The organism is Marinomonas colpomeniae, from assembly GCF_014803385.1.
Classification (GTDB): domain Bacteria; phylum Pseudomonadota; class Gammaproteobacteria; order Pseudomonadales; family Marinomonadaceae; genus Marinomonas; species Marinomonas colpomeniae.
The window spans coordinates 427,532-450,465 of the sequence record NZ_JACYFC010000003.1; the positions used below are offsets into that span (position 1 = coordinate 427,532).

At 40.7% G+C, this 22,934-nt stretch carries 21 protein-coding genes; 15 read left to right on the forward strand and 6 right to left on the reverse strand.

Annotation, left to right across the window (positions count from 1 at the left end; all coding sequences use genetic code 11):
* Positions 1-73 precede the first annotated feature (73 nt).
* The 5 genes from IF202_RS11340 (at position 74) to IF202_RS11360 (ending at position 5,122) form a co-directional block, all read left to right on the forward strand.
* On the forward strand, positions 74-970 hold the full coding sequence (locus IF202_RS11340) for a metal ABC transporter substrate-binding protein (protein ID WP_191595009.1): 897 nt from the start codon (positions 74-76) through the stop codon (positions 968-970).
* Complete coding sequence (locus IF202_RS11345) at positions 967-1,830, forward strand: manganese/iron ABC transporter ATP-binding protein (RefSeq protein ID WP_191595010.1); 864 nt, start codon at positions 967-969, stop codon at positions 1,828-1,830. Before IF202_RS11340 ends, IF202_RS11345 begins: the two co-directional genes overlap by 4 nt.
* Positions 1,831-1,832: 2 nt before the next feature.
* Positions 1,833-2,735, forward strand: coding sequence for a metal ABC transporter permease (locus tag IF202_RS11350; protein WP_191595011.1), 903 nt, complete (start codon positions 1,833-1,835; stop codon positions 2,733-2,735).
* 11 nt (positions 2,736-2,746) lie between these two features.
* Positions 2,747-3,664, forward strand: coding sequence for a metal ABC transporter permease (locus tag IF202_RS11355; RefSeq protein ID WP_191595012.1), 918 nt, complete (start codon positions 2,747-2,749; stop codon positions 3,662-3,664).
* 225 nt (positions 3,665-3,889) lie between these two features.
* Positions 3,890-5,122, forward strand: coding sequence for a pyridoxal-phosphate-dependent aminotransferase family protein (locus IF202_RS11360; protein ID WP_191595013.1), 1,233 nt, complete (start codon positions 3,890-3,892; stop codon positions 5,120-5,122).
* Positions 5,123-5,159: 37 nt separating this feature from the next.
* Here the strand turns inward: IF202_RS11360 and yddG are convergent, their stop codons facing one another.
* Positions 5,160-6,077, reverse strand: coding sequence for an aromatic amino acid exporter YddG (gene yddG / locus IF202_RS11365; protein ID WP_191595014.1), 918 nt, complete (start codon positions 6,075-6,077; stop codon positions 5,160-5,162).
* A 294-nt stretch (positions 6,078-6,371) separates the two neighbouring features.
* On the opposite strand from yddG, the gene IF202_RS11370 reads away from it, so the two are divergent.
* From IF202_RS11370 to IF202_RS11400, 7 genes are all read left to right on the forward strand, one after another.
* Positions 6,372-7,364, forward strand: coding sequence for a Bug family tripartite tricarboxylate transporter substrate binding protein (locus tag IF202_RS11370; RefSeq protein WP_191595015.1), 993 nt, complete (start codon positions 6,372-6,374; stop codon positions 7,362-7,364).
* A gap of 87 nt (positions 7,365-7,451) precedes the next feature.
* Entirely contained in the window at positions 7,452-7,892 is a 441-nt protein-coding gene (locus tag IF202_RS11375) for a tripartite tricarboxylate transporter TctB family protein (RefSeq protein ID WP_191595016.1), read from the forward strand.
* A gap of 1 nt (position 7,893) precedes the next feature.
* Complete coding sequence (locus IF202_RS11380) at positions 7,894-9,414, forward strand: tripartite tricarboxylate transporter permease (RefSeq protein ID WP_191595017.1); 1,521 nt, start codon at positions 7,894-7,896, stop codon at positions 9,412-9,414.
* 149 nt (positions 9,415-9,563) lie between these two features.
* Positions 9,564-10,247: a response regulator transcription factor gene (locus tag IF202_RS11385; protein WP_191595018.1), complete on the forward strand. Its 684-nt coding sequence runs from the start codon at positions 9,564-9,566 to the stop codon at positions 10,245-10,247.
* The gene (locus IF202_RS11390) at positions 10,210-11,733 is read left to right on the forward strand and encodes a sensor histidine kinase (protein WP_191595019.1); all 1,524 of its coding nucleotides are present in this window, start codon (positions 10,210-10,212) and stop codon (positions 11,731-11,733) included. Before IF202_RS11385 ends, IF202_RS11390 begins: the two co-directional genes overlap by 38 nt.
* Positions 11,730-12,851: an ABC transporter substrate-binding protein gene (locus IF202_RS11395; RefSeq protein WP_191595020.1), complete on the forward strand. Its 1,122-nt coding sequence runs from the start codon at positions 11,730-11,732 to the stop codon at positions 12,849-12,851. The genes IF202_RS11390 and IF202_RS11395 overlap by 4 nt, the downstream gene beginning before the upstream one ends.
* A 108-nt stretch (positions 12,852-12,959) precedes the next feature.
* The gene (locus IF202_RS11400; protein ID WP_191595021.1) at positions 12,960-13,574 is read left to right on the forward strand and encodes a cupredoxin domain-containing protein; all 615 of its coding nucleotides are present in this window, start codon (positions 12,960-12,962) and stop codon (positions 13,572-13,574) included.
* 107 nt (positions 13,575-13,681) lie between these two features.
* On the opposite strand, the gene IF202_RS11405 is transcribed toward IF202_RS11400, so the two are convergent.
* The 4 genes from IF202_RS11405 to pdxR form a co-directional block, all read right to left on the reverse strand.
* Positions 13,682-15,064, reverse strand: a complete 1,383-nt coding sequence (locus tag IF202_RS11405) for an aminotransferase family protein (protein WP_191595022.1) — start codon at positions 15,062-15,064, stop codon at positions 13,682-13,684.
* Positions 15,065-15,088: 24 nt separating this feature from the next.
* Positions 15,089-15,850 carry an SDR family NAD(P)-dependent oxidoreductase gene (locus IF202_RS11410; protein WP_191595023.1) on the reverse strand — a complete coding sequence of 254 codons (762 nt, stop codon included), beginning with the start codon at positions 15,848-15,850 and terminating at the stop codon, positions 15,089-15,091.
* A 12-nt stretch (positions 15,851-15,862) separates the two neighbouring features.
* On the reverse strand, positions 15,863-16,597 hold the full coding sequence (locus tag IF202_RS11415) for a sulfite exporter TauE/SafE family protein (RefSeq protein WP_191595024.1): 735 nt from the start codon (positions 16,595-16,597) through the stop codon (positions 15,863-15,865).
* A 137-nt stretch (positions 16,598-16,734) separates the two neighbouring features.
* Positions 16,735-18,204 (reverse strand): MocR-like pyridoxine biosynthesis transcription factor PdxR, encoded by a 1,470-nt coding sequence (gene pdxR / locus IF202_RS11420; protein WP_191595025.1) that lies wholly within the window; start codon positions 18,202-18,204, stop codon positions 16,735-16,737.
* A 166-nt stretch (positions 18,205-18,370) separates the two neighbouring features.
* Between pdxR and tauA the strand changes: the two genes are divergently transcribed.
* The 3 genes from tauA (at position 18,371) to IF202_RS11435 (ending at position 21,308) form a co-directional block, all read left to right on the forward strand.
* The gene (gene tauA, locus IF202_RS11425; protein ID WP_191595026.1) at positions 18,371-19,399 is read left to right on the forward strand and encodes a taurine ABC transporter substrate-binding protein; all 1,029 of its coding nucleotides are present in this window, start codon (positions 18,371-18,373) and stop codon (positions 19,397-19,399) included.
* A gap of 134 nt (positions 19,400-19,533) precedes the next feature.
* A complete protein-coding gene (locus IF202_RS11430) occupies positions 19,534-20,382 on the forward strand; it encodes a taurine ABC transporter ATP-binding protein (protein WP_191595027.1) in 849 nt (282 codons plus the stop codon).
* On the forward strand, positions 20,382-21,308 hold the full coding sequence (locus IF202_RS11435; protein ID WP_191595028.1) for an ABC transporter permease subunit: 927 nt from the start codon (positions 20,382-20,384) through the stop codon (positions 21,306-21,308). Before IF202_RS11430 ends, IF202_RS11435 begins: the two co-directional genes overlap by 1 nt.
* A gap of 91 nt (positions 21,309-21,399) precedes the next feature.
* Here IF202_RS11435 and IF202_RS11440 read toward each other — a convergent pair whose 3' ends face one another.
* The gene (locus IF202_RS11440; RefSeq protein ID WP_191595029.1) at positions 21,400-22,752 is read right to left on the reverse strand and encodes a YHYH protein; all 1,353 of its coding nucleotides are present in this window, start codon (positions 22,750-22,752) and stop codon (positions 21,400-21,402) included.
* Between the last annotated feature and the right edge of the window lie 182 nt (positions 22,753-22,934).

Consider the following 22,934-nt stretch of genomic DNA (forward strand, 5'->3'; position numbering starts at 1 on the left):
TCATTCTTGTTCTCATTTGATGTCTGTCTTATGCTTGTTCCTATGTTTGTACTATTAATCCATAGGAAAGAATATGTATCGCTCTATTTTCTCATCTATCATTCTGTTTCTTTTCTTATTGGCTGTTCCTCAACTTTATGCTGCTCAAGACGGTAAGTTTAAAGTGGTTACCACCTTCACCGTTATTGCGGACATGGTTCGTAATGTTGCAGGTAGCGCAGCCGTTGTTAGTTCAATTACGAAACCTGATGCTGAAATCCATAATTACCAACCAACGCCAAGAGATATTGTGCGCTCACAAGACGCCGATTTAATTATCTACAATGGTATGAACTTGGAGTTATGGTTTGATAAATTCTTCAAAAATTTAGATGGTGTTCACAGGGTTGTCGTAACCGAAGGGATTGTTCCTATGGGGATTACCCAAGGTCCTTATGCTGGTAAGCCAAACCCACATGCGTGGATGTCAGCTAAAGACGCTCTGATTTATGTAGATAATATTCGAGCAGCACTGGTCAAGTACGATGGCAAAAATGCAGCTACTTATAATGCTAATGCTCAAAAGTATTCAGCAGAAATTACTGCCGCAGTTGAGCCTTTTCGAGCCATTTTTGCAGCACTTCCTGAAGGTAATCGTTGGTTGGTGACGAGTGAAGGTGCTTTTAGTTATCTAACAAGAGATTTTGGATTAAAAGAACTGTATTTATGGCCCATAAATGCAGACGCTCAAGGTACGCCTCAGCAAGTTCGTAACGTAATAGATAAAATTCGCGAGCATAAAATAACGGATGTGTTTAGTGAAAGTACCATCTCTCCAGCGCCAGTACAGCAAGTTGCTAGAGAAACAGGAGCGAGATATTCAGGTGTGCTTTATGTTGACTCTTTGAGTTCCCCAGATGGGCCTGTTCCTACTTATATAGATCTCTTGAAGGTTACTTTAAAAACCATTACTGATGGGCTTTCCAAGTGAGTGGGTATACGGGTAATGGCCTGTCGGTGAATGATGTCAGTGTTGTCTATAAAAATGGTCACACGGCGATTAAAGACGCTAGCTTTGTCCTACCCAAAAGTACTATTACTGCTTTAGTTGGTGTAAATGGCAGTGGTAAATCAACTTTGTTTAAATCCATTATGGGTTTTGTTTCCCTAGCCAAAGGCTCGGTGGAAATATTTGGTATGCCAGTTAATAAGGCGCTTAAGCGTAATTTGGTTGCCTATGTGCCACAAAGTGAAGACATAGATTGGAATTTCCCTGTATTAGTCGAAGACGTTGTGATGATGGGGCGATACGGGCATATGAATATGTTACGTATGGAAAAAAAGATTGATCACGATGAAGTTGCTAAAGCGCTAGATAGAGTCGGTATGAGTGCCTTTCGTAAACGTCAGATAGGCGAATTATCTGGTGGGCAAAAAAAGAGAATTTTTTTAGCGAGAGCATTAGCTCAAAAAGGAGAACTCATTTTACTGGATGAACCTTTTACTGGCGTTGATGTGCAAACAGAAGAACAAATCATGGCGTTGTTGCGAGAGTTGAGAAATGAAGGAAAATCTATTTTGGTCGCAACACACAATCTAGGAAGTGTGCCCGAATTTTGCGACCGTACCGTATTGGTAAACCGCACTGTATTAGCTTCTGGAACGACCAAGGAAATTTTCACTAAAGACAATCTGGAGCAAGCTTTTGGTGGAATGTTACGTCATTTCGTTCTGGGAGGGAGTGACCTTCATGATGACGATGACACCCGTAAAGTAACGGTGTTAACGGATGATGAAAGGCCTGTTGTTTTATACGGTGATGGCAACTCTAATTTCGCGGCGAAATCATAGGTATGACAGATCTTCTTTTAATGCCGTTTCAATATGAATATATGGTTAATGCCATTTGGGTTAGTGCTCTTGTGGGTGGCGTATGTGCTTTTTTATCCGCGTACCTGATGTTGAAAGGATGGTCTTTAATCGGGGATGCCTTGTCCCACTCTATTGTGCCAGGCGTTGCTGGAGCCTATATGCTAGGGCTTCCATTTGCATTTGGCGCATTCATTGCTGGTGGCCTTGCTGCTTCTTCTATGTTGTTCCTCACACAAAGAACCAAGCTAAAGGAGGATGCTATTATCGGTTTGATATTTACTTCTTTTTTTGGCTTGGGTTTATTTATGATCTCCCTAAGTCCTGCCTCCGTAAACATTCAAACCATTGTACTAGGTAACATATTAGCCATAACGCCTGCTGATACCTTGCAACTAGTATTGATTGGAGGTGTGTCTTTATTCATTTTATTATTGAAATGGAAAGACCTTATGGTAGTTTTTTTCGATGAAAACCACGCAAGAAGTATAGGTTTGAATCCTGATCGATTAAAAGTTCTTTTTTTTACTTTGCTTAGTGCTTCAACGGTAGCCGCACTGCAAACCGTTGGTGCTTTTTTGGTGATCGCTATGGTAGTGACACCAGGGGCAACAGCTTATTTATTGAGTGACCGTTTTCCTAGAGTAATCATTATTAGTGTTGTTATTGGGGCTGGAACATCATTTTTAGGCGCTTATCTGAGCTATTTTGTAGATGGTGCTACGGGTGGCGTAATAGTTGTGTTACAGACCATGATATTTGTTACAACATTTCTATTTGCTCCCAAACATGGCTACTTTGTTGCAAAACGGAAAGCTCACCATGGTGTATCTGGCTATAAAGCTGATGCAGATGGCCTTAATAACAGTAGCCGTGATGTTAATTAGGAGAACGTTTTATGGATGAATTACTTAAACTGATATTAGAACCTTTTCAATTTGTATTTATGCAGCAAGCCTTTGTAATGGCAGTGTTGATTGCTGTGCCGACGGCATTATTATCTTGTTTCTTAGTATTAAAAGGTTGGTCGTTAATGGGTGACGCCATTTCCCATTCGGTACTGCCGGGTGTTGTATTAGCCCATGTGCTGGTCATTCCTTATTCTATAGGCGCTTTTGTTGCGGGTATGTTTTGCGCTTTGGCAACAGGTTTTTTGACGGAACATAGCCGTATTAAAGAAGACACTATTATGGGTGTGGTTTTTTCTGGCATGTTTGGCTTAGGCATTGTTTTAATGACAAAAGTTCAGGCTGCTGTTCATCTTGATCATATTCTTTTTGGCGATATTTTGGGTGTTGATTGGCATGACGTACAAGAGAGCGCGGTTATCGCGATGGTCGTCGTGTTGTTTATGTTGTTTAAAGGTAAGGACTTATTACTTTTTATCTTTGATAAGCAGCATGCTAAAGCGATAGGTTTACCTGTGACTTTTTTACATTACGGCTTATTAATTATTTTATCTCTCACGATAGTCTGTGCGTTAAAAGCGGTAGGAATGATTTTGGTTATTGCGATGTTGATAGCACCAGGTGCGATCGCGTTTATGTTGACTCAAAGTTTTTTGAGAATGATAGTTCTATCTGTATTTATCGCTATTAATTGTGCTTTTTTTGGCATCTATTTAAGTTTTATAATTGATAGTGCTCCTGCCCCTACTATTGTAATGCTTATGTCGGCTACTTTTATTTGTGTGTTTATTTATACCAGCTACAAAACTCGCCTAACGCTATTAAAAGAGAGCGTATCAATAGACTGTTCATCAGATCCAGTAAAAAAAACCATGAAAGCCCCTCTCCGAAAATCAATCACAGAGTAAAAAATACTGCTTGTTCTAGCAGAAACGCGTCATATCTAAGGTTAACTCTAACGCTTGTGGTTTATTTCACTATTTTGTTTTTATTACTTCTTGTTATTCCGAAGAATATTGTATTATTTCAAAATATTATTTCGTTAAAATCTTAAAAACGATATTTTCTACTTTTTATGGTTAAGGCGTTTCCTTCAAACTGGCTATTTTTTAATTAATTTAAGGCTGCATAAAATGACTGCTTCATCGCCAATGGGTATTCCTCGTCCCCAGGTGAAAACTTTAGATGAAATCCTTCCTCATGAACCTCTTTTAATGATGGGGGCTGGTCCTGTACCCATTCCTGAACGTGTTGCTAAAGCCAACTCAATTGTCATTAATCATTTGGGTGGTGTTATGGCGCAAGTTATCGATCAAGTGAAATCGATGGCGCGTTATGTATTTCAAACTGAATCTAAATGGGTTCTTGGTGTTGCCGGCCCTGCCTCGGCTGCGATGGAGATGGCAGTAGCGAACTTGCTGCAGCCGGGTGAGAAAATTTTATGCATTAACAACGGTTTTTTTAGTCATCGTATGGCAGAAATGGCGATCCGTGTTGGTGCTGACGTACACGAGCTACACGTAGGTATTCATGAAGCGGCGGACCCAGAGCGTGTCCGTAAAGCGATAGAAGAAACTCGACCAAAAGTGCTTACTCTAGTTCAAGGTGAAACCTCTAACACTGTGTTTAATCACACATTAGAAGAAATCACTAAAATTGCTAAATCCTACGGTTGTCTAGTGGTTGTGGACGCTGTTTGTACCTTGAGCACAATGCCGTTAAAAATGGATGAATGGCAAGTTGACGTGGTTATTACAGGCGGCCAAAAAGGTTTGTCTTCAATTCCTGGTGTTTCGTTATTAGTGTTTTCAAATGAAGCGTGGGCGGCAGTAAAAAACCGTACTCAACCAACGGCTCAATGGTGTTTTGATGCACAGCTTGCGGAGAATTTTTGGCATAAAGACGGTTATCATTATACCGCGCCAGTATCCGGCATTATGGCATTACATGAAGCGCTAAAGTTAGTGTGTGATGAAACTTTAGAGAATCGTTTTGCGCGTCACCTACGTTGCTCTAAAGCATTGCAGTCTGGTATCGAAGGAATGGGGCTTGAGTTATTTATTCCTTCTGAGTCACGCCTTAATTCTGTGGTAGGGATTAATATTCCTAATGGTTTGACCGCAGAACAAATTTGCAGCCATATTTCTGGTGTATATCGTGTTGAAATAGCGGGATCTTTTGGCCAGCCGATAGTTCGTATTGGCCAAATGGGTGAGCAGTGTCGAGAACATAACTTATTCCGTACCTTACATGCCTTTGGCAGCACGATGCGCGATCTAGGCGTAAAAGTAGACCAACCAAACGGGATGGCAGAGATGGAAAGCTATTTACAACGAGTGCCGCGTACTCTCTATCAAGTTGCATAACAACCATTCTTGAAACAGGTTTAAAACGAAATACCTTCTACAAAGTAGAAGGTATTTTTTTGTTAGGCATTAAGCTTGCGAATAAGGCCCCTGCAGTAATGAGAATGCAAGCAATGATTTGCCCAGTAGTTAATTGAGCATCTGTAAAGAATCCAAGCCAAACAGTAGACAGAGCAGGCGCGGTGTAAGCTAAAACACCAAGTAATGACAAATTGCCTTTTTTTACACCAAAATCCCAACAAAAAAACGCCATGCCAACAGGGCCAAGCCCTAATCCTAAAATTGCTATCCATGTTTCGATTGGAAAAGATCTACCGTAGTTTTCAAAAAAACTCTCTTCCAATACAAGATGTGAGATGCCTGCTAATAATGTGGTAACTATGCAATACCAAAGAACTGAACTAGATGGAACAGAATGATAACGCCGGTTTGCCACTGAATAGCTAGACCAAATTAAAGCGCAGGCAAACGCAGCACCATAACCTGTCCAGTCATAAGCTTCATTTACTATCGAATCGTCTGTGTATCCTTTGGATTGCAACATGATTCCCGTACCTACGAAAGCAACGGCAGCTCCAACTAAATGGGTCCAAGACAAAGAATTGCCTTTCGTCATTCCCGCCATTAATACAATGAACAAAGGCCATAAATAAGCGATTAATCCAGCTTCAACAGGTGATGCGTGTTGAAAAGCATAGAAGTAGAAAAAGTGATAAAAATAAAATCCTAATCCACCCATCAGAATAGCGCTTTTTGGTGTTTGTTCCCAAGAACGTCTCAGTTCGCCTTTTAATGCATACACGAGAAAAAACAAAACACTAGCCACAGAGAATGTCAAAGTGAGCAACAGTAAAGGTGGAACCAAGTTCGCCTGCGTGGTGAATAGGGCAAGCGTACTCCACAGGAGAACAGCAATAGAGCCAATTAAGGTAGCTTTTTGGTTGTTTTTTTTCATATATTTATGTCTTTCTTAATGTCAGTGTAAGGCGAAGAATCTTACTCGATTTTTATTGAGTGACGTTGTCAAAAGAACGTGATTCGAATGGTTAAAAATCATTGTACTGGTTATTTTAAAAAGCGATATTTCTTATTTTTTAAATATTATAAATTAAAAAAAATAAGCGATGACAGGGTGGTGACAGGTTTAGAGGTTATGGTCTACCTAATCTCGTTAACTAAATGTCTAATTTCCGAGACGTAATTACATACAAAAATGCTTAACAAAAAAAATAACAAGCAGGAGATAAACATGCTTAATACCTTTTCTATGAAATCTATTCTTATTTCAAGTGCTGCGGCACTTACCATCGCTGGACAAGCTTACGCTTACGAGCCTGCTCGTAGTGCAGAATGTATTGCCCCTGCTAATCCAGGCGGCGGTTGGGATTTTACTTGCCGTAGTGTTGGTAAAGTATTGGTTGACCTAGAATACATTAAAGGTAATGTTCAAACCGTAAACATGCCAGGTGCTGGTGGCGGTGTTGCGTTTGCTCATACGATTAGTAAACGTGATAAAGATGACAGTCTAATTGTTGCGGCTAGTACTGCGACAACAACTCGTCTTGCTCAAGGCCAATTCCCAGGAATGAACGCTGATCAAGTTAAATGGGTTGGTACATTAGGCGCTGACTACGGCATTATCGCTGTAGGTAAAAATTCAAAATATACCTCTCTTACTCAAGTATTAGAAGCGTTGAAGAAAGATCCAAACGCAGTTAAATTTGCTGGTGGTAGTGCTTCTGGTGGTTGGGATCATTTGAAAGTTCTAATGACAGCACAAAAAGCAGGTGTTGAGAACTTACCGAAAATTCGTTACCTAGCCTATAGCGGTGGTTCTGAAGCTTTGGTTCAAGTTGTTGGTGGTCATGTAGACGCTTTTACTGGTGATATCTCTGAAGTTAAAGGTTTTATGGAGTCTGGTGACTTACGAGTCTTAGCTGTATTGTCTGAACAACGTTTGCCAACACCATTTGATGGCATTCCTACAGCAATGGAGCAGGGCGTTGACTCTATCGCGCCAAACTGGCGTGGGTTTTACGTACCAGGTAATGCAAGCAAAGAATCTTATGACTGGTGGGTAAGCACAATTGACGAGTTATACAAAACTCAAGAATGGAAAGATGTTATGACTAAAAATGGTCTTATTTCATTCCATAAATCTGGTGCTGAATTCGCTCAATTTGTAGAAAATCAAACATTAGATATCCGTATTCTTTCTCAAGACATCGGTCTAATTAAATAATTTCAAAAAAACTGTTATTTTGGAGGGGGCAACCCCTCCTTTTTTTGATCTTTTTCCCCTTTTAATTTATTCACATGGAGCAGAGACATGCGTATTAATGATCGTGTGTTTGGCATGCTGATGCTGATCATCGCCGTTGCATATGGCTATGAAGCAACGCAATTCCCCATTCCTTTTGGTGGACAAGAAAGTGTAGGACCAGAAACTTTTCCTATTATGTTGTCACTCCTTTTAGGTGTTAGTTCTATTTATATGATTCTTCGCCCAGATCCAGATGAAAAATGGGCTCCATCTGCAATGCTAATAGAGTTAGGGATTGTCGTTCTGTCTCTACTTGCTTTTGCATGGGCAATTGAACCTGTTGGCTTTATGCCAGCCGCAGCGTTGGTTGTTAGTTTTTTAAGCTGGCGCATGGGAGCGAGTATTACAAAGAGTCTAATTACTGGTGTAAGTAGCTCTGTTGTTATCTTTTTCCTATTCAATAACGTGCTTGAATTAGCATTACCTCTAGGTCTATTGGAGTTTTAATATGGATACTATGAGCTTATTAATGCAGGGCTTTGCCGTTGCGTTAACGCCTGAAAGCATTATGTTCGCGGTAATCGGTGCCATCTTAGGTACTTTGATTGGCGCATTGCCGGGTCTTGGCCCTGCAAACGGTGTTGCTATCTTAATTCCACTGGCATTTAGCCTTGGGTTATCACCAACATCTTCTTTGATTTTATTAACGTCTGTGTATGCGGGTGCCATGTACGGTGGCCGAATTTCTTCTATTCTGTTGAATATACCGGGCGATGAACCAGCCATGATGACCTGTTTAGACGGTTATCCAATGGCATTAAAAGGTAAGGCGGCTGAAGCTTTAGCTATATCAGCGATTGCCTCTTTTATTGGTAGTTTTATCGCGACGATTGGCTTGGTTATTTTGGCACCTATCTTGGCGAAATTCGCACTTAAGTTTGGCCCTGCTGAATACTTTGCTTTGTTTGCCTTAGCGTTTGCAACATTAGGTGGCATTACTGGTAAAAATCAGTTTAAAACATTAATGGCGGCAGCAATTGGTCTAATGATCGCGACAGTTGGTATCGACATTTCTACAGGTGTTCAGCGTTTTACTTTTAATACGTTGGAGCTGTTCGAAGGTGTTGATTTCATCATTGCTATTGTCGGTTTATTTGCGATTAGTGAATTGTTTTTCTTCTTAGAACGCCATGCTGGCGATGGTTTAAAACAAGTTGCAATTAATAAACTTAAACTGTCCCCCAAAGATATTATCAAAGTTCTGCCCGCGTCTTTTCGTGGTGCAGTATTAGGTTTTGTTGCGGGTGTTTTACCAGGTGCTGGTGCGTCTTTAGGTAGCTTTATTAGTTACACTGTTGAAAAACGTGTATCTGATAAAGGCGAATTTGGTAAAGGTGATCCTCGTGGTGTTGCTGCTCCTGAAGCGGGTAACAACGGTGCGGCGTCTGGTGCTTTGGTTCCTATGCTAACTCTTGGCGTTCCTGGTAGTGGTACAACGGCTGTTTTGTTAGCGATGTTGATCTCGTTAAATATCTCTCCAGGCCCTATGTTGTTCCAACAGAATGCAGATCTTGTTTGGGGTGTTATTGCTGCGATGTTTATTGGTAACCTTGTGTTGCTTTTGTTAAACATTCCTATGATCGGTATTTTCGTTAAATTACTGAGCATTCCACCTAAATATCTAATGCCAATTGTAACCTTGATTGCTTCGGTTGGTATTTATGCTGTTAGCCATAGTGCGCTAGATTTGTACTTCATGGTTGGTTTTGGTGTTGCTGGTTATATTTTCCGTAAAGTTGATATCCCATTGGTACCCATTATCCTTGGTATGCTGCTTGGGCCTGAGATGGAAAAAAGTCTACGTCATACTTTAGTTTTGTCTGACGGTGACTGGACTGCATTGTTTAATAGTGGATTGAGTATTGGTCTTTGGACTGTTGCGATACTTGGCTTAGTTCTACCTATTATTGTTGGTCCGATTGTACGAGCAAAAATGGCAAAATCCAAAACAGCAACGAAAGGTGATTAAGCGTTGATGCTTTGAATTTTAAGTTTATATGACTTAAGTTTTAAATGCTGAATACGCAGTATGTTGTACTATAGAATTCGGACAGTTTAGGCTGTTCGAATTTTTTTGTTTTTACTATAAAAATAATAACCATAATATGGCTGATGTTTATGCGAATTCTAGTGGTAGAAGACACTCAAGTATTGGGCCAAGCAATCTGTGAAAGGTTGACAAGTTTGGGCCATGGGGTTGATTTAATTGGCGACGGTAAACGTGCTGATGAATTACTAAAATACCAATCTGTGGACTTGATTCTATTGGATTTGAATTTACCTGGTTTGTCTGGGCTGCAACTACTTCAAAAATTACGCCAGCGAGATGATGATACACCTGTTTTGATTTTAACGGCACGAGATAAAATAGAAGATCGCATTCGATTACTTGATGAAGGTGCAGACGACTATCTAACCAAACCATTTGATTTTGGTGAACTAGAGGCTCGCTGTCGGGCTCTACTTCGTCGTAAACAAGGATACGCTGCTAACACCACGGAACATGGAAATATCACAGTAAACAGAGATAGCCGACAGATATTTATTGAAGGCGAGTTGACGGCCATCACAAATAGAGAGTTCCGCTTATTGGAAATTTTCCTTGGCCATTTAGGGCGAGTGCTCAGTAAAGATGAGATTACCGATCATTTATTTAATTTTAATGAAACGCCTAGCCCTAACGCTATTGAGTTGTATGTTGGTCGTTTACGCAAAAAAATGATCAAAGGTGACTTAACCATTAATACTTTAAGAGGAATTGGTTATGTGGCAGAAATCGCCAAACCATCAAAACCTCAGTGAAGAAGAGGAAAGGAATGCCTTAAGAAAAGCACCGTCATTACGCTTTCGCTTTATTTTGGCTGGTGTGTTAGTTATTGGCGTTATTGCTGGTGTGGCAGTCAACTTAGTATTCGATTACAGCCAGAAACTTGCTGATTTATCCTATGATCGTTTGTTACGTAGTGCCTTGTTACAAATGGACGAAAACGTCGGTTTGATCGGTAATGAAGTGAGTATTGATATTCCTTGGTCGGCGTTTGCTACCTTGGCACAAGCAGATGAAGACCGTGTGTTTTATAAAGTCGAAAGCGTAGAGCAAGGCTTTATAACAGGTTATAGAGACCTTAATAGCGAACCACCCAAAAAACCGGTATTGGATGAAATTCAATTTTATAACCGAGAATATTCTGGTGAAATGGTTCGTTTTGCTTGGGTAGAGCGACATTTAACAGACCCAGAAACGGCACAAACAGTGCGAATTATCCTAGGTCAGACACGCTTATCAAGAGAAGAGATGGCATCTTCTGTCACTCAAAGAGCTATTGAAATTGTTTTGTTAATTGCATTAGTGGCAATTACCTTAATCGTGATCGGTAGCCATTTAGTATTAAGACCTCTACACCGTATTGAAAGAGCATTAGAAGAACGGGCAATGGGTGACCTTACCCCAATAGATATTAATACTCCGAAAGAAACCCATCATCTTAAAGTTGCCATTAATCATTTCATGGTACGGCTGCAAAGAAACTTAGAACAATTAGAAAACTATACCGCGGATGCGGCACATCAACTGCGTACGCCATTAGCAAGCTTACGAGCTTTGGCTGAGAACGCCCGTGACAATATTACTACAGGTGAGATTTCTTCAGAGCCTATTTCATCAGACATTCTCTCATCAAACAGTGTCTCATCAAAAAAACATCACCAGGATTTAGAGAATATCGTCATTCAATGCGATACTCTTAGCCAAACAATTACCCTATTGCTGAATCAAGCCGTGGTTTCTCACCGTTTACAAACTCACCACTTAGAATCGGTTAACTTGCTAGAACCTATTAGAGCTTCCTGTCGAGAACAAGCAGTAACTGCTTTACATCAAGGCATACTTTTGTCTCTGGACTGTGAGCTGCAAAGCGCTTTTGTATTAGGTGATAGCTTTTCGATTCAGCAGATGATGCAAAATCTTATCGAAAATGCAGTTCGTTACAGTGGGTCTGATAGAGAGCACGCTTCAGAAATCATTGTTCAAGTAAATGAGTTTGATCATTTCTATCGCATTAAAGTGATTGATTACGGTGATGGTATTCCAGACATAGAAAAAGAACGAGTGTTCGAGCGCTTTTATCGTGGGCGTTATGATATTGCTGGAAGTGGTGTAGGTCTGGCTATGGTGAAAGATATAGTCGATCACCATTCAGCACGGATTTTGATATTAGATAACGAACCTCAAGGTACAACATTTCAAGTTGATTTTGCGAAATTTAAAACAGATGAGGCATCAGCATGAAGTCGTATTTTTTGTTAATTATTCTTATTTCTTTGTTTATGAATGGCTCCTTGCGAGCAGCAGAACCTGTCTGGTTTGGTGATGAGAATGCGCCGCGTATATTAACGATTAATTCCGCGTTAGATCTTGCTTCTTTTGAACCGATCTTAAAAGAATTTGCAGCGTTACATCCCAGTATTCGCGTTTCCTACCGAGACGTAAATACATTGGATTTATATTATCTAGTGATAGCGGAACAAGCTGCACCTGTGCCGAGTTTGGTTATTAGTAGTGCGATGGATTTACATTTAAAACTGGTAAATGATGGTTATGCTCAAACTTACCAATCTGATGTCACGGATCAATTGGCTAATAATTTCAAATGGCGTAATCAGTTGTTTGCTTTTTCATTAGAACCTATTGTTATGCTGGTTAATAAGAATGCCTTCCCAGGAGATTTACCAGAAGACAGGCAGTCTTTATTACAAACAATTAGGCAGCACGGAAAATACATGCGTAAGCGTATTGGTACCTACGATATCCGCCAAAGTGGTGTGGGGTACTTATTAGCGAGCCAAGATGCACGACAGGCAGATGCAACATGGGGGCGGTTATTAGAAGCGTTTGGGAGTCACGACATACAAACGTATTGTTGTACTCATGAAATCATTGATGATGTTGCTGATGGAAAATTGGTATTGGGTTACAACTTACTAGGTTCTTACGCCTCGCAACGTGCTCGTGATGACGATAGATTAAAGATGATTTTGCCAAAAGATTACACTCTTATGCTAATGCGTGCCGCACTGATACCAAAAGGTGCTCCAAATGCTCGTGATGCAGGGATTTTTTTAGACTTTTTATTGTCAGATAAAGCACAAGCTATGATGCAGAACCAAGGTTTACTGTTTCCTATTAGACCTAATTTCAATAATGATGATGATCATTACGTTGTTCATGCACCAGGTCCTACAGGAATTATTGAATTAGATCAGCAGCTATTAGTTGGTCGAGATTATGCAAAGCAGCAGCGTTTTATTCATAACTGGGAAGTTGCATTGGAAATAAACGATGAACCAATTCAAGCTAATGTTGAAGACGTAGTGAAAGAAGATAATCAAATAATGAAGATAGAATAATCACATCTTATTATTTGAAATTAAGTTAACTTGAAAAATAGAATGAATTACGATGTGTTTTTATCTGCTTTATTAAAACATGATGCCATTGAATAAAAAGGAAATGAAATGCGTTATTTATTAAGTCTTATTTGTGTATTTTCACTACAATCAGCATGGGCAGATATGACATTAACTGTGCTTGACCAAAATGGTTTACCTGTAGAAGATTCAGTTATTATTTTATCTGACAGCCCAGTATCGACACCAGAGTCTGTTGCGGTGATGAATCAAATCTATTCCTCTTTTGTGCCTAGAGTGTTAGTTATTCAGAAAAACCAAAGTGTTAGTTTTCCAAACAGTGATGATATTCGTCACCACGTTTATAGCTTCTCTATCCCGAAAGCATTTGAAATCAAACTTTATAAAGGCAAAGAAATTCCACCAGTAGTATTTGATACTTCCGGAATTGTTGTTTTAGGCTGTAATATTCATGACAGTATGATTGGTTATATCATCATTGCTGATAACACTTTTGCAGCCAAAACAGATAAAGATGGCAAGGTACGTTTACCCGCTAGAAAAGGGGATAAGATTTCATTGTGGACGGAAAGAGACATGGAGAGTGTTACCGCGATGTCTTCCTTCAATATTACTAGTGATACAGAACAGAGTATTAAATTGGATCTTCTGCCTCCAATTGAAGTAGAAGACCATTCTCAACATAAGCATAATAACGGGTAAAAGCATTAAATTGTAAGTTCTCTATGCAGTTAAACGCCACCTTGTATGCAGTTCGCATAAACAAAGTGGCGTTTTTTTGCTGTACTTACCGTTTTAATGCCATGCTTTTATTTTGAGGCTGTTACACTTGCAAAAGCTTGATCCAGAATGGACAATATTTTTTCAATTTGAGCTTCTGATACACAAAGTGCAGGGCTCATATTAAGTATATTATTGTGTTCGAAGCTTCTGTTTGTGCGCCCAATTAATAAGCCTGCTTGTTTACAGGCAATGAATATTTTGATCGCTACAGATTCGTCTTCAGGTTCTTTCGTGTGATGATCTCGAACCAGTTCAACCCCCAACAATAAACCTTTACCACGCACATCACCGATGATCGGGTATTTTGCTTTTAGTTTTTGTAAACCAGCAAGAAACACATCACCTAATGCTGCGCAGTTTTCGATAAGGTTTTCATCTTCGATGATTTTCATATTGGCTATGGCAGCTGCAGGACCAGCAAGGCAACCACCGTAAGTTGAAATATCGCGGAAGTAGCCAAGTTTGTCATCACTGGCATCTTCTTGAAGCATCTTATAAACGGCTTCGGTTGTCACTGTGCAAGAGATGGCGGCATAGCCAGATGCAACGCCTTTTGCCATGGTGACTATGTCTGGTTGAATATCATAATGTTGGTAGCCAAACCATTTCCCTGTACGACCTAAACCACAAACCACCTCATCAAGAATCAGTAAGATGTGGTGTTTTTTACAGATCTGTTCAACAGCTTTGAGATAACCATCTGGTGGCGTAATGATACCGCCGCCAGCAGTGATGGGTTCAATAATAACCGCGCCAACGGTTTCTGGACCTTCACGTAATATCACCTCTTCCATTAATTGCGCTGCTTTCAATCCATAGTCAGTTGTGTCTTCAAATTGGCTACGGTATTCAAAGCAATGTGGAAATTCGACAAAACCCGGTACAAAAGGACCGAATTGATCACGACGTTGTGATTGACCCGTTGCGCTTAATGCAGCCAATGTGGTGCCATGATAATCACGTTCACGGTAAAGGATTTTGTTTTTCTTACCTCCGTATTTTTTATGAGAAATCTGACGCACCATTTTAAAGGCTTTTTCATTCGCTTCTGAACCGGAGCTTGAATAAAATACACGTTGCATGCCCGGCATTTTTTCTAATAAACGATTGGCAAAAACCGCAGCAGGTTTGTTTGCCATGGCGCTGGCAAAGAAGTTAAGTTCCAGTAATTGCTCACTCATTGCATCTACAATTTCTTTGCGGCCATAACCTGTGTTTGTCACCCAAACACCGCCTGCTGAGGCATCTAGGTATTGGTTACCATCGATGTCCCAAAGGTCTAATCCTTTGCCTTTTACAAACATGGGCAAGCCATTTTCTGCAGCAGCACCCGGAGTAAGGTGATGCCAAACGCTGGACTTGTCGAATGCTTTAATTTGGTCATTCGTGTATTCGCTGTATTGTGACATGGTTATCTCCTTCAATATGGTTGATTAGGCATCACGTTTAATGGCAAAAGGTGCCCAGCTCTGGCTGACTGGCATGATTTCGAGTTGATTAATATTTAAGTGAGCGGGCAGTTGGGCAATCCATAAAAGCGTTTCAGCAATGTCCTCTGGTTGAATAGCGTCTGCGCCACCGTATAGCGCGTCATAAGCCTTTTTATCACCACCGGTTCTTACTAACGTGAATTCACTTTCAGACAGCCCTGGCGCTAAGCAAGTGACTCGCACACCCGTTCCGCTCAAGTCACAACGCAAAGCCAGTGAGAACTGTTCAACAAAGGCTTTTGTGCCACAGTAAACATTGCCACCGGGATAAGGCCACTGACCGGCAATGGAGCCGATATTAATGATACTGGCACCTTTGCCTGTTGCTATTAGTTTAGGTAATAGAGCATGAGTAACGGTGGTGAGCCCTTTGATATTGGTATCTATCATGGTGTGCCATTGGGCAAGATCTGAGCGTTGTGCCGGCTCAGTGCCTAAAGCCAAACCTGCATTATTAATAAGCAGATCTATTTGATCAAAAGGAGCTGAAAGCTGATTGAAAGCGGCTAATACCGCTTCCTTATCACATACATCCATAACCAATGTTAATACGGATGTTTTTGAAGAGAGCTCTTCACTTATATCCGCTAGGCGTTCTTCACGACGGCCGGTAAGAATAAGGTTCCAACCGGCATCCGCAAAAATACGTGCCGAAGCGAGACCAAAGCCAGAGGTTGCACCTGTAATGACAGCGGTTTTATTCATATGAACTCCTTATTAAAAAATCTGTGTACTGCTGTAGTAAAGACTGATGGTTGAAAGAACGATTAATACGGGTAACGCAATAGGGCGAAACGACTGTGGTGGCCTACGATTAAACAGCCATTGACCACATTGCACGCCAATAAGACAAGGAACCAATAGTAATAATACGGGTTGTAAAAGCGCGAAACTGATGACATCACTGGCAGCCATTAAACCAACAGAAACAAGGTCGGTTGTGCTGAGGAAAATAACCAAGGTTGCTCTTTGTATTTGTGCTACATGGGCGGTCATTAATAAATAACACACTACAGGTAAGCCTCCGACAGACGCCGCAGCAGTAAAGCCACCTGAGATACTGCCGATAATCTGTGTGAGCCAATTGGAAGGCGATAAGTTCGGTGTACGAGAACGTAATAACCAGAATGCCATGATGAGAATGGACACACTGATGGAGAATTTGAGAATAGCATCAGGGACTTTTATTAATATAAGCAAACCAACAGGAATGCCGACAATAGCACCGGTCGCTAGATTTCTAAGAAGCTTACGATCCGCGTGTTTCCATGCGCCTTTTAATAAACCAATTGAGCCAATTAAATCTAGAATGAGAATAACAGGAACGCTGATTTGCGCAGGCCAAATAAGGCTTAAACCAGATATTGCTATTGCCGCAAAACCAAAGCCTGTGTAGCCACGTACTAAGGCAGCAATAAAAACCAACAGTATGGCTAACTCTAGATGAGGCATTAACACTATCTCCGTGATCACTGGCCCAGAAAAGTGATGTATTGTTGCTATGTTTGATGTTCGGGCGCAGTGATACGGTAAAGGGGAAGCTTTACTTTTCTATAGGTCCAGCTTAAAGCGAATGTAGTACCACATATCTAAAAGTGAGTGAAAACGTCTTTTAAGGCAGCAATGCCAGGCTCTATTTTATGGGCTTCAATGGCTGAAAAACCTAGACGAAAAAAGTTTTTTGGCGGGTTCTTAGTCGTGAAGTGTACTGCACCAGGTTCGATCAAAATACTTTTACGTGCGGCCAGCCATGACACTTCTTCCGTATTGACACCATCAGGCGCTTCTAACCAAATAGAGGTTGAGCCTTTTGCAACTGTGTCAGCGGTAAGCATATGAGGAAGGTGTTGTTCTACGGATTCAACCATGCGCTGTAATTTTGAGGAGTTAATAACGCGCAGCTTGCGTAGATACGTATCGTAATAGCCGAGAGATAAAAAGAGAGCCAATTGGCGCTGGATATTCACGGGAGGATGACGATACATTAGTCGCCTTAATGCACGAACTTCGGTAATTAATTCTTCATCCGCTACCATGAAACCAATTCTTAGTCCCGGTGAAATCGATTTCGACATACTACCAATGTAGATAACGCGGTTATTTTTATCGAGGGCTTTTAATGCTGGTAATGGGCTTTTCTTGATGTTGATTTCAGCGTCGTAGTCGTCTTCGATAATCACAAAATCTTCTTCAACGGACATATTTAATAAAGCTTGGCGCCTTAGTTCGCTCAATTCTGCCCCAGTTGGAACTTGGTTACTTGGCGTGATGTAGAGGTAATCACAAGAATTAAGCCTTTCATCGACGATAATGCCGTCTTGATCGACGGGTTGTTGGTGAATATTACTCTCGAAAATAGAAAATATATTTAATGCATCTCGAAACCCTGGATTCTCTATCGCGACTTTGGTTTTGTTATTGCACAACAAGTTTGCTAATAAATAGAGTGAGTTTTGTGTGCCAATGGTGATAATGATCTCACTTGACTCTACATAAATCCCTCTGCGTGGTAAAAGACGGGTTCGGATTTGTTCAATTAATAGTGGATCATCGGAGTCTACCATGTCGTTGATCCAGTATTTATTCCATCTACCAGACATACTTTTGCGAACAGAATCACGCCATTGCTCTAACGGGAAAAATTCTCGTTGGATCTGCCCGTAAATAAAAGGGTACTCGAATCCTTGCCAATCATGTGGTTTCACAATGTTACGCTCGTTGCTTGGTTCTTTTCTAAAGCGTTGAGACCAGTCTGGATGAGCTTCTTCGCCATCATGCACTAGATTAGTGCTAATGGTTTCTGGATTCCGGTAAATTTGAGCGACGAAAAAGCCTTTTCTAGGGCGAGACTCAATAAAACCACTGTCTACTAGACTCTCGTAAATCAACACTATGGTATTACGTGAAACCCCCAGTTGCTGGGACAAATTACGTGAAGAGGGTAACGGCTGATCCATAGGTAATCGTGCTGAAAGAATCAAGTTAACAAGGTATTCACGAATTTGGTCTTGAAGTGTTCGTTCAGGGTCGAATTCTATGTGAAAGTGTTGATCAAGCAAAATACATCCTCTTATTTTTCCGCCATTCTGCTCTAATCTAATGCAATTTTTACACCATGGATTCTATCTGGACTCCTTCTTTTAAATAACTGGATCTATCACTTGGTGAACAACTGCTCTTACTGTGAAGGTGTTCTAACCGACTTCACATCCAAGGAGACTCAAAATGAAAGCAAAAAGCATTACTAAACTTGTTCAGAAAACGGTAACACTGTCAGTTCTTGCTGGTGGTCTTGTTTTGTCCCAATTCGTTAGCGCCGAAACGGTCACAATTGGCTATCAAGGCATGATGAATCCATGGAAATCTGTAATTGCAGAGAAACAATTTGAAGAAGCAACAGGCATGGACGTTGAATGGCGCCGCTTTGACTCTGGTGCGAAGGTGATTACAGCAATGGCATCAGGTGATATTGATATTGCCACGGCGGGCTCTAGCCCTATTGCAGCGGCGGTAAACCGCGGTTTAGAGATTGAGCTTGTATGGATTTTAGAAAATATCAATGACGCAGAAGCCTTGGTTGTTCGTAACGGTTCAGGTATTTCAGCACCACAAGACCTTAAAGGTAAAAAAATAGGGGTGCCATTTGTATCAACAACACACTTCCATATGTTGTTTGCACTTGAGCAATTCGGCCTGACTGAAAAAGACGTAAGTTTGTTAAACATGCAACCTAATGCTATTGCAGCCGCTTGGGAACGTGGTGACATTGATGGTGCTTTCATTTGGGATCCAGCGTTGGGCCGTATCAAACAATCAGGTCAGGTGTTAATCAGTTCTGGTGACCTTAGTGCATGGGGTAAAGCAACGTTTGATGGCATGGTGATTAATAAATCATTTGGTGAAGAAAAACCAGAAGTGGTTGCTAAGTTAATCAAATTGATTGCGGATGCAGATTCAGAATACAGAACAAGTAAAGAGTCTCTAACTGAAGAATCTATGATGGTTAAAAATATCGCTAAAATGACAGGTGGCTCCGCTAAAGACGTGCCTGGTGTATTGGCTCTTTATGAATTTCCTGATTTAGCATCACAAACGAGCTGTGCTTGGTTAGGTTGTGGTGCAGAGGGCGGTGCAGCAAAAGCATTGCAGTTCACTTCTGAATTCTTGAAAAAAGAAGGCAAGGTACCTTCGCTTGCTGATGATTACGGTGTTTTTGTTAATCCATCTTTTGCTGAAGCGGCATCAAAACTTTAATTCTAAGGTTTTATTTTGTTTGTCTTATCTAGTTTTTTTATCTTAGATAAGGCTAGTTTCAATCAAGCTGATACTCATCGTCAGTTTGATTGAAATAACAACTTAATTTATAGGCAGTTTATTGGAGTAAAGCTATGAGCCGATTACAAATTCATGACGTGTCTGTCCGTTTTCCAGGGATGAACGGTGGCGAAGCCGTAACTGCTCTTTCTGGAATCAATTTTCAAATAGAACCGGGTGAATTCGTTGTAGCCTTAGGCGCATCAGGTTGTGGTAAAACAACCTTGTTAAATCTGATGGCAGGTTTTATTCAACCAAGTGAAGGTTATCTTACTTTAGGTGACAGTGGTATATCTGGTTTGCCTCGTGTTGCTTGTGGATTGGAACTCAAGGATCAAATTACAGGGCCGGGACAAGACCGTGGTGTTGTTTTTCAAAAGCATGCCTTATTACCTTGGCTCAATGTATTAGATAACGCAGCGTTTGGCTTGAAGCTTCAAGGTGTTGGTAAGGAAGAGCGTAATGAGCGAGCAGCTGATTTTTTGAAGTTAGTTGGCTTAGAAGATTTTCATAACCATCCTGTTTATCAGCTTTCAGGCGGCATGCAGCAGCGTGTTGGTATTGCAAGAGGGTTAACCAATGATCCACAAATGTTATTGTTAGACGAACCTTTAGGTGCGTTGGATGCGTTAACACGAGAGGTACTTCAAGAGCTTTTGCTAGAAGTGTGGCAAGAGACACAAAAAATGATGTTCTTTATTACGCACAGTGTTGAAGAAGCTTTATTTATGGCGTCTCGCTTAATTATTATGTCGCCTCGTCCTGGACGTATTACTCATGATTTTTCTTTGAATTTTAATAAAATTTTCCTTGAAACTCGAGACGCTCGGCAAGTGAAATCTATGCCAGAATTTATTGAAATGCGTGAAAAGGTGTTGGGCATCATTCACGGTGATGAAGCAGAAAACGGAGGTGCTCACTAATGAAAAAATTAACTGATCCAATGGACTCATTAGACCTAACGAATGCCAAAACTCTTCCAATGACTGAGGATGTAACTGAGCAAAATTCGACGTTACTAAAACGCTTTTTCTCTATCTTTGCCGCTGGGCCGGTAAAACCGGGCGAATCATACGGTGCACCGGGGCAAGGAAAAAGCTTAGCCATTAGTTTATTTACAACCTTCACTCTTTTATTCGTTTGGCATATAGCGACGTATTTCCAACTGGTTAAGCCGCTTTTTTTACCTTCTCCTATTTCTGTCATTCAGCGTTTTTGGGAAGTGGCAACGGAAGGTTTTGGTAATGCAACGCTTCTTGAACATACGGGCTGGAGCATGATGCGGGTGTTTTCTGCTTTTTTCCTTGCTCTTATTACCGCGGTACCTATTGGAATACTCATGGGGGTTAATCGGATTGTACGAGGTCTATTTGACCCGATTATTGAGTTTTACCGTCCATTACCACCACTAGCGTATTTGCCTTTGGTTATTATTTGGTTGGGTATTGGCGAAGTATCAAAAGTGACACTGATTTACTTAGCAATGTTTGCACCTATTGCCTTGAGTGCTCGTGCCGGTGTTAAGTCAGTCGCTATAGAACAAATTCATGCTGCTTATTCTATGGGGGCGAGCCGTTGGCAGGTTATTCGTCATATTATCTTGATTAATGCGTTACCTGAGATTTTAACTGGATTGCGTATTGGTGTTGGTTTTGGTTGGACAACCTTAGTGGCCGCTGAAATGGTGGCCGCGCAAGCTGGTTTAGGTTTTATGGTTTTGAATGCTGCTGAATTCTTGGTAACCGATGTGGTTATTATGGGCATTATCGTGATTGGTATTATTGCTTATTTATTTGATATGTTTATGCGTTATCTGGAGAAAAAATTGGTTCCTTGGAAAGGGCGTTAATATAATTGTTCTCTTATAAAGAATGAAAAAATATTGTAAAAAAGCCTCACTCTCCATTGAGTGAGGCTTTTTATAGATAGTTGATTGTTTTTTAATTTCTTTGCCTACCTGGAGGCTCAGGCAAAGCGGCTTTTAATTCAGCTTCTGTTATTCCTAATGCTTTCGCCACATTAGCAAGATCCGCTCTTGGCCCGCCTGCCTCTTGCATCGCGTTTAAAAGGGCTTCTGTTGATATACCTAATTTTTCAGCTGCATCGTCAAATCCAGGAGGCGTACCTTGTTGTCCGTTTTGGCTTTGCATACCCTGTTGTTGACCTTCTTTTGATTGACCTTGAGGGCCACTAGAAGGAGGGCCATTTCGATCTGATTGTGCAGCACCAACACCGGCTTCAGCCGTAGTAGAAAAATTATTCTTAGCCACTACACCGACTAAACATTCAGGTAAATTTGGAAAGTCTTTTGAAGCATGATAATGATACAGCTCTTTTGGTTTTCCTGGAACATAGCCTACATGACCGTGACAAGTGTCTAGATCAGTCGGCGTTTTTCCATTTTCATCTGTGCTTCCGTAAATACCAAAACCATCAAAGGCATAGCCGAATAGGGCGGATGAGCTTTGAGATAAATTACAGCCGGCTGTTACATCTTCATGATCATAAACAGTGTCTATATCACTTGCTGTTCCGTGGTAGTGGTACCAACCGCCTGGATCAACATGACCTGAACAGGTATCAAGCACTGGCATGTGACCTGTTTCTAGTACGCTGGGTGCATCTGAAAAAATAGGCACGCCAGAGACAGAAATTCCCACTTTACTAACGACGCCTAGATTACTTACTTCATCCGCCATAACCGGTTCTGTCGGAATAAGTAGGGTCATAGTGACTTTTTTGTCAGCAACGACATTAATGCAAGAGTGATCATATTCAGGCGGAGTCGTAGCGTTATTAGTGATGTGAACTTTTCCATCTTCATCATAAAAACTATAACCTTGCGCATTTAGCATACGTAAAAAAGTTTCATCAACACGATAAAGGCCTTCTTCATCACCATCCCATTTCCAAATACCACCTTCGTCACTTAGGGTGTCAGGGCAAAAAGGCCCAATTGCAATATTATCCGGTAGGTATTTAACAACTAGCTTTGCACATTTCGCCCTATCCCCATTCTCTAACGAACAAGAAACCACTTCAGGCTCTTTTATCATAGCGCTTCGGTTGAATTGAGACAGATTCATTTGAGATGTGGTTGATGCTGTCTTTGTAGACTCATTATGGCTGTGTGATGTGCCATCATGAGTATGTGTTGATTTAGCAACATTTTCGTTAGCGGTTGAGCTACAAGCCGTCAGGAAAATAGTGGCAAAAAGTAGTAAGGAGCGAGGGTATAAATAGGATGCTCCTTGTTTAAATAAACCTGATGTCAGCAAATGCTTTAATAACATTATTAATCCTTTGTATATAAAATAAACTATATTTTTAAATAGAATCAACGTACTAACGATAATTCATAAGTTAAGTATAGGTAGCTATTTTAATCGCGCTCAAAGGGCTTTAAGTTAATTTACATAAGTGCTTTATATGGGGTTTAAAAGAGGTAAATGAGGAGAGAAATACACATTCTAAG

What these genes read in the sequence shown, in the direction of transcription:
- IF202_RS11340 (WP_191595009.1), top strand. Translation starts at nt 74, where the DNA reads ATGTATCGCTCTATTTTCTCATCTATCATTCTGTTTCTTTTCTTATTG.
- IF202_RS11350 (WP_191595011.1), top strand. Translation starts at nt 1,833, where the DNA reads ATGACAGATCTTCTTTTAATGCCGTTTCAATATGAATATATGGTTAAT.
- IF202_RS11355 (WP_191595012.1), top strand. Translation starts at nt 2,747, where the DNA reads ATGGATGAATTACTTAAACTGATATTAGAACCTTTTCAATTTGTATTT.
- IF202_RS11360 (WP_191595013.1), top strand. Translation starts at nt 3,890, where the DNA reads ATGACTGCTTCATCGCCAATGGGTATTCCTCGTCCCCAGGTGAAAACT.
- yddG (WP_191595014.1), bottom strand. Translation starts at nt 6,077, where the DNA reads ATGAAAAAAAACAACCAAAAAGCTACCTTAATTGGCTCTATTGCTGTT.
- IF202_RS11370 (WP_191595015.1), top strand. Translation starts at nt 6,372, where the DNA reads ATGCTTAATACCTTTTCTATGAAATCTATTCTTATTTCAAGTGCTGCG.
- IF202_RS11375 (WP_191595016.1), top strand. Translation starts at nt 7,452, where the DNA reads ATGCGTATTAATGATCGTGTGTTTGGCATGCTGATGCTGATCATCGCC.
- IF202_RS11380 (WP_191595017.1), top strand. Translation starts at nt 7,894, where the DNA reads ATGGATACTATGAGCTTATTAATGCAGGGCTTTGCCGTTGCGTTAACG.
- IF202_RS11385 (WP_191595018.1), top strand. Translation starts at nt 9,564, where the DNA reads ATGCGAATTCTAGTGGTAGAAGACACTCAAGTATTGGGCCAAGCAATC.
- IF202_RS11390 (WP_191595019.1), top strand. Translation starts at nt 10,210, where the DNA reads ATGTGGCAGAAATCGCCAAACCATCAAAACCTCAGTGAAGAAGAGGAA.
- IF202_RS11395 (WP_191595020.1), top strand. Translation starts at nt 11,730, where the DNA reads ATGAAGTCGTATTTTTTGTTAATTATTCTTATTTCTTTGTTTATGAAT.
- IF202_RS11400 (WP_191595021.1), top strand. Translation starts at nt 12,960, where the DNA reads ATGCGTTATTTATTAAGTCTTATTTGTGTATTTTCACTACAATCAGCA.
- IF202_RS11405 (WP_191595022.1), bottom strand. Translation starts at nt 15,064, where the DNA reads ATGTCACAATACAGCGAATACACGAATGACCAAATTAAAGCATTCGAC.
- IF202_RS11410 (WP_191595023.1), bottom strand. Translation starts at nt 15,850, where the DNA reads ATGAATAAAACCGCTGTCATTACAGGTGCAACCTCTGGCTTTGGTCTC.
- IF202_RS11415 (WP_191595024.1), bottom strand. Translation starts at nt 16,597, where the DNA reads ATGCCTCATCTAGAGTTAGCCATACTGTTGGTTTTTATTGCTGCCTTA.
- tauA (WP_191595026.1), top strand. Translation starts at nt 18,371, where the DNA reads ATGAAAGCAAAAAGCATTACTAAACTTGTTCAGAAAACGGTAACACTG.
- IF202_RS11430 (WP_191595027.1), top strand. Translation starts at nt 19,534, where the DNA reads ATGAGCCGATTACAAATTCATGACGTGTCTGTCCGTTTTCCAGGGATG.
- IF202_RS11435 (WP_191595028.1), top strand. Translation starts at nt 20,382, where the DNA reads ATGAAAAAATTAACTGATCCAATGGACTCATTAGACCTAACGAATGCC.
- IF202_RS11440 (WP_191595029.1), bottom strand. Translation starts at nt 22,752, where the DNA reads ATGTTATTAAAGCATTTGCTGACATCAGGTTTATTTAAACAAGGAGCA.